Origin of the sequence: Paenibacillus oenotherae (genome assembly GCF_019443105.1) — a bacterium.
Classification (GTDB): domain Bacteria; phylum Bacillota; class Bacilli; order Paenibacillales; family Paenibacillaceae; genus Paenibacillus_Z; species Paenibacillus_Z oenotherae.
Window position 1 is genome coordinate 51,033 of sequence record NZ_JAHZIJ010000023.1, and the last position, 6,230, is coordinate 57,262.

Sequence of the window (6,230 nt, forward strand, 5' to 3'; positions counted from 1 at the left end):
ATAGACTTCGACATATTAACTGTGATATTCTAAAAAAAGGTTTTTATCAATTAATATGGAGAAATAATATGGGAGAATTAAAAGATCTAATTAAAGTTATTCCAGATTGCACAAGAATGAGTACTAAACAGGATGATTTGTTACATCATGGTAAGGATAAATCTTCCTATCATCCCGTTTTAACCCCTGATATTGTTGTATTTCCAATTACAACAGAAGAAGTTAAAGGGGTAGTTGTATTTGCTTCAGAAAAAGGAATTCCGGTAACTCCTTTTGGTCTTGGAACTTCTGTCGAAGGTCAGGTTATCCCCATCCTAGGTGGAATCAGTATGGATCTTAGTTTAATGAACAAAATTTTGGAGATTAGGCCAAATGATTTTTTTGTGAAGGTTCAGCCAGGTGTGACAAGAAATCAGCTGAATCAAGCTTTGAAGCCTTACAATTTATTTTTTCCTGTTGATCCGGCATTAGATGCTACGTTAGGCGGCATGGTGGCAACGAATGCAAGTGGAACGACAGCCGTTCGGTACGGGGCTATGAAAGATCAAATCCTAGGACTGGAGGTTGTACTGGCCAGCGGAGAAGTGATCCGTACAGGAGGTGCCTTTTTGAAATCATCCGCAGGTTATAATTTGACCGGTCTTTTTACTGGATCAGAAGGTACTTTGGGCGTAATTACAGAGATTATTTTGAAAGTATATGCATTGCCCGAATTTACAGCTACATTGACCGCCGGATTTGAGAGTCTCGAGGCGGCAAGCCGAGCTGTTGCAGGAATGATGCAAAACGGTCTGGCGATCGGCTGTGTCGAGATTGTCGACGAGCGAACTATTAATGCTATTAATCAATATAAAAAAATGGATCTCCCTGAGATTCCTCAGTTGTTTATAGAATTGGTCGGAAAAGAGTATACGGTTATGAACGATTTGGATGTAGTTAAAAAGGAGTTGGAGTTGCAAGGCTGCGTTCATATCGAGTATGCGTCGGATAAAGAACAGCGGGAACGATTGTGGATGGCCAGGCATGAAGCGGCAATGGCAATTATGGCAATAAATCCGGGGAAAAGGCTGATGGCGACGGACGTTTGCGTACCGCTCTCCGTATTGCCGTCAGCGATCCAGCGAACAAGAGAAATTATGAACGAATACGGGGTTGCGGGAGCCATAATGGGACATGTGGGAGACGGCAACTTCCACGCTGTTTTTGGGGTTGATCCGATGAATAAGGATGATTTGAGGAAGTTGCAGTCCATTAATGGGGCGATTGTTGACTATGCGTTAAGTCACGAAGGAACATGTTCCGGGGAACATGGCATTGGTATTGGGAAAATACCATTTATGCATAAGCAGCATGAAGATTTGATAGCCATATTTAAATCTATCAAAAAGATGTTCGATCCTAACAATATTATGAATCCAGGTAAGATTATATAAATTCGTTTACATACAGTATGGAGGTGTTCGTTTTGAGTTACCACGTGCAGAACCGTTTTGAGAAAGCAAGTGCCGTAGATGTTATAGATATTGAATACATTGAGATGTATACAAGCAATGCGAAGCAATCGGCCTTCTATTTTTGCAAACTGTACGGTTTCGAGATTATCGGGTACAGCGGATTGGAGACCGGCAACCGCGAGAAGACATCTTATTATTTGCAGCAAGGAGACGCCCGGCTAATTTTGAGTGCCGCTTACAGTTCTAATCATTTCATATCTGATTTTGTTAATAAAAGAGGGGATGGCGTTAAAGATATCGCTCTACTGGTAGATGATGTGGAGGAAACCTATCGCAATGCGCTACTTAACGGCGGGATCGCTATTGAAGAGCCTAATACGGTAAAAGATGAGCATGGTGAGATTAAACGTGCAGTGCTGGGGACATTCGGTGAAACGATACATACTTTGATCGAAAAACATAACTATACAGGAACGATGCTCCCGAATTTTGAAGCGGTTAAGGGGAAATACATTACTCCTAAGACGGGAATTACACGCTTTGACCATTTAGCGATTTGCGTGGAACAGAATCAGGAATGGATTGAATATTATGAAAGCGTATTCGGATTCGCGATGTCCCAACAATTTAGCAAAGATCAGGTCAGTTCACAGACTTCCTCGTTAATGACAAAAATTCTTCAGAATGGTACAGACAAAGTCAAGATGACAATTATCGAGCCGGCTCAAGGGAAGAAGAAATCGCAAATTACCGAGTTTTTAGAGTATAACGCAGGTGCTGGCGTACAGCATATCGCTTTACTGACATCCAATATTTTGGAGACAGTAGATAATTTGCAGATGAGTGGAACTGAATTTTTATATACGCCTGACATGTATTACGATATGTTGCCTGATCGTGTAGGAAATATTGATGAGTCGATTGACAAGCTGCACCGATTGAAGATATTGGTAGACCGCGATGACGAAGGCTATCTGTTGCAAATTTTTGCGCGGGCAATACAGGACAGGCCCACGCTTTTCTTTGAAATTATTCAAAGAAAAGGATCGCGAGGCTTTGGCAACGGGAATATAAGAGCTTTATTCGAAGCAGTTGAGAGGGAGCAGGCGCTGAGAGGGAATTTATAAGAAATATTACTTGACAAGGGGATTTGAAAATGATGAATTGGATTTTTATTAATGGGGAATATGTACGTCAGGAAGATGCGAAAATTTCAATCTATGATCATAGTTTTTTATTCGGGGACGGCATTTTTGAAGGGATACGGGCTTACAGCGGAAATGTATTTCGGTTAAGGGAGCATGTCTTGCGGCTGTTTGATTCTGCCAAGGCATTGCTGCTGCCTGTTCCTTATACCGTAGAGCAGATTGAGAATATTGTGCTGGAAACGCTGAGCAGAAACAAGTTGGAGACCGCGTATATCCGTCTTATTCTTACGAGAGGCGAGGGTGGCGGATTCAGTCTGGATCCGTTCATTTGCAAGGATCCTCAATTTATTTGTATTACGGTTGCGTTCGATGCTTTTCCGGAAAAGTACTATAACAGCGGGATCGAGATTGTTACGGTGCCGACTAGAAGAAATAGAGCCGACGTACTGAGTCCTCAAGTAAAATCCTTGAATTATTTGAACAATGTGCTTGTCAAAATAGAAGCTATTAATGCTGGCGTACAAGACGGTTTGATGTTAAATACGGAAGGTTTTGTTGCAGAAGGCACCACTCAAAACGTGTTTTTCGTAAAGAACGGAATTATATGTACGCCTCCTTGCTCGCAAGGTGCACTGGAAGGCATAACTCGCAATGCGGTGATGGAATTGGCTGCCGGCATGGGTATAACTGTAAAAGAACAAACCGTTACTCGCCATGATATTTATACTGCGGATGAAGTGTTCATGACGGGAACGGCTGCAGAAATTATCGGGGTAGTGAAAGTAGACGGTCGAGTAATCGGCAACGGAACGCCTGGCGAGTACACAAGACGTCTCTATCAGACTTATAAAATGTTTGTTCTCGGTTCAGAAATCCACACTGCGCAACACTAATGTTAATTTGGAGAGGAAGCTGACGGCTTTCTCTCATTTTTTCAAGCTAATCTTAAGATTATTAGGGGGATATCGTTCTTGTGTCGACTTATTTGGAGGCTGTTCTAAGTGTAATTATAGTCGTATTATCTGGTTGCTCTCTGTGGAGTGCAATCGAGATATCTCGTTCCAAACGAGAGAAAATGGCTCCAGTAGCGATTAAGACGATGCTTTTTCATTTGTTAATGGGAGTCATCTATTTTGCATTATTTATTTGGTGTATGCAGGATGCCAGCTCTGTAATTCCCCTTGTCTCGCCGATATTTGAGGGCTCTGAAGCTTGGATCGAGCAGTCCACGAGCTTATTGACGACTGCCGGTACACTGCTCTATGTGTACCTGCTGCTGGATCTCGCTTTTCCAGCCAAGAGGAATTCAAAGCTGATTGCGATTACTTTGCTGAGCGTTTTAAGCGGTTTTGGAGGGGCGTTCATCATTGTTGTATTAAACCAAGCAGTGCAACATGATCCGGCTGGATGGGTGGAATATTTTCTGTTTGCCATATTCGCCTCGCTTTACGGAGGCAGAGTTGTACGTATTAAACTGACGGAAATCTCGAATCGGATCGTTCTGGAAAAAAGAACGAGCTTAATAGAGAAGCTGCTGAATGCCTCCTATGAAAAGATCGAGAAGGTCGATAAAGGGAACATTCGAGTTTGTCTTAATCATGACACGGAAACGATAAGTCGTTTCGCGGGTGAAGCGGTATCCATTATACGGAACAGCGTCACTCTTCTCGTTAGCCTGCTTTATTTGGCTACATTAAATATTACCGCATTGCTCGTATCCGTAGCAGTATTTGGAATTGCCATAGCCTTCTATTATATTACCTCGCGAAGAGCAGGGAAAGATTGGACAAAAAATCGTGACATTCAAAATCTGTTTTATAAATATATTGATGATTTAATTTACGGTTACAAAGAACTGAGCATGAAAAAGGCTAAAAGGGCTGATTTTCAGAACGATATATTGCAAAGCTGCCAGATTAATTTTGAGACGCGTGTCCGAGGTGAGAATCGGTTCACCAATGTGTTTCTTATAGGAGAACTGCTTACATTCTCCATAATTGGAATGGTTATTTTTATTTTTCCGCTTCTATTTGTACTAGAGCCGGCATTTTTGCTTAGTTACTTATTGATTTTCCTATACATTAATGGCCAGATCTCATCCCTGCTGAACAGCATTCCACAAGTGGTGATGATGAGAATAAGCTGGGCGCGTATTAAAGAGACGATTGAACAAATTGAAAATATTAAAGTGAACGAACAGGAACGCGAGGATGAGATAGAAGCGGTGCCTGCCAGCATTCGTCTTCAGCTGCACGATGTCGGTTATGAATACGAGAACGAAGAGGATACTCCATTTTCAATAGGGCCTGTCAATTGCGAGTTTCGTTCAGGTGAAATTACATTCATTACAGGTGGAAATGGAAGCGGCAAGTCTACTTTGGCCAAAATTATTACAGGCTTGTACACACCGCATCAAGGCTATGTGACGTTTAATGGGATGCCTGTTTCTCAAAAATATTTAAGTGAACAGTTTACTGCTGTGTTTAGCGATTTTTATTTGTTCGAAAAATTATATGGCGTCTCTTATCAAGAGAAGAAGCAACAATTGGATCAGTATTTGAAGCTGCTTCAAATCGATACGAAGCTAACGGTGGATCATGGGAAATTCAGTACAGTCGCTCTTTCAACCGGACAGAGAAAGAGACTCGCATTATTAATCAGCTATATGGAGGATGCTCCTATTATCTTGTTTGATGAATGGGCAGCGGACCAAGATCCGGAATTCCGGAAATTCTTTTATTATGAGCTTCTGCCGGAATTGCGTCAAAGAGGAAAATGTGTAATTGCCATCACTCATGATGAACATTATTTCCATATGGCCGACCATCATTTAAAGATGGAATTCGGACAATTGAAGCTGCAAGTATTAGAAGGTGTTGGGGCGGAGGGACATTAGTGAATCGGATGCAATTATTTTGCCTTCCTTACGCAGGCGGGTCTGCCGCAGTTTACAAAAAGTGGAGCGATTGCTTGGAGTCTTGGATTGAGCTTGTTCCGATAGAGCTTTCAGGTCGCGGCAACCGCTTCAATCTTCCTTTCTATTCGACGATCAAAGAAGCGGTGGACGATGTGCAGCAGCAGATTGTTTCTTGCTTGAAGCCAAATACTCCTTATGCCATATGGGGGCACAGTATGGGCGCTTTATTAAGTTATGAAGCGGCTCACAGCTTGAGTCAGAGCGGTGTGCGTCAGCCTGATCATCTTTTTGTATCAGGGTCGAGCGCTCCAAACCACCGGAAAAAGGAAAAAAATTTGCATAACTTAGATGATGAAGAGTTTATGCGAGAGTTGAAAGAATTACAGGGGACGCCTGCTGATTTTTTTGAGAATAAAGAACTGGTGGAGCTGTTCCTTCCGATTATTCGCAATGATTTTAAAATTTCGGAGCAATACATTTACGAAGCTCCTTCAGCAAAGCTGCGGACGAATATAAGCGTCTTATACGGAAATGAAGAGAAATTCATTAACAAGATTCACGCATGGAGCGAACATACAGAGAAAGAGTGTCGATATCACGAGTTCCAAGGCGGTCACTTTTTTATTTTTGACCATATCCCAAAGGTTACTGACTTAATTAATGGATCTTTATCCCAATATAAATTCATTGGAATCCGGTGATTTCGGGGAG

Annotated in this window: 5 protein-coding genes; all 5 read left to right on the forward strand. The window is 42.0% G+C overall.

The features are described from left to right. Window positions 1-68: 68 nt before the first annotated feature. Window positions 69-1,433 carry an FAD-binding oxidoreductase gene (locus tag K0T92_RS21805; protein WP_219874610.1) on the forward strand — a complete coding sequence of 455 codons (1,365 nt, stop codon included), beginning with the start codon at window positions 69-71 and terminating at the stop codon, window positions 1,431-1,433. Between the two features lie 32 nt (window positions 1,434-1,465). Continuing rightward, on the forward strand, window positions 1,466-2,581 hold the full coding sequence (hppD, locus tag K0T92_RS21810) for a 4-hydroxyphenylpyruvate dioxygenase (protein ID WP_246628351.1): 1,116 nt from the start codon (window positions 1,466-1,468) through the stop codon (window positions 2,579-2,581). 29 nt (window positions 2,582-2,610) lie between these two features. Then, a complete protein-coding gene (gene ilvE / locus K0T92_RS21815) occupies window positions 2,611-3,495 on the forward strand; it encodes a branched-chain-amino-acid transaminase (RefSeq protein WP_425517677.1) in 885 nt (294 codons plus the stop codon). A 371-nt stretch (window positions 3,496-3,866) separates the two neighbouring features. Beyond that, window positions 3,867-5,498, forward strand: a complete 1,632-nt coding sequence (locus tag K0T92_RS21820) for a cyclic peptide export ABC transporter (protein WP_219874612.1) — start codon at window positions 3,867-3,869, stop codon at window positions 5,496-5,498. An 8-nt stretch (window positions 5,499-5,506) separates the two neighbouring features. After that, the gene (locus tag K0T92_RS21825) at window positions 5,507-6,220 is read left to right on the forward strand and encodes a thioesterase II family protein (protein ID WP_246628353.1); all 714 of its coding nucleotides are present in this window, start codon (window positions 5,507-5,509) and stop codon (window positions 6,218-6,220) included. The last annotated feature ends 10 nt before the right edge of the window (window positions 6,221-6,230 follow it).

Coding starts and splice junctions, on each gene's coding strand:
- K0T92_RS21805 (WP_219874610.1), top strand. CDS start 69: ATGGGAGAATTAAAAGATCTAATTAAAGTTATTCCAGATTGCACAAGA.
- ilvE (WP_425517677.1), top strand. CDS start 2,611: ATGATGAATTGGATTTTTATTAATGGGGAATATGTACGTCAGGAAGAT.
- K0T92_RS21825 (WP_246628353.1), top strand. CDS start 5,507: ATGCAATTATTTTGCCTTCCTTACGCAGGCGGGTCTGCCGCAGTTTAC.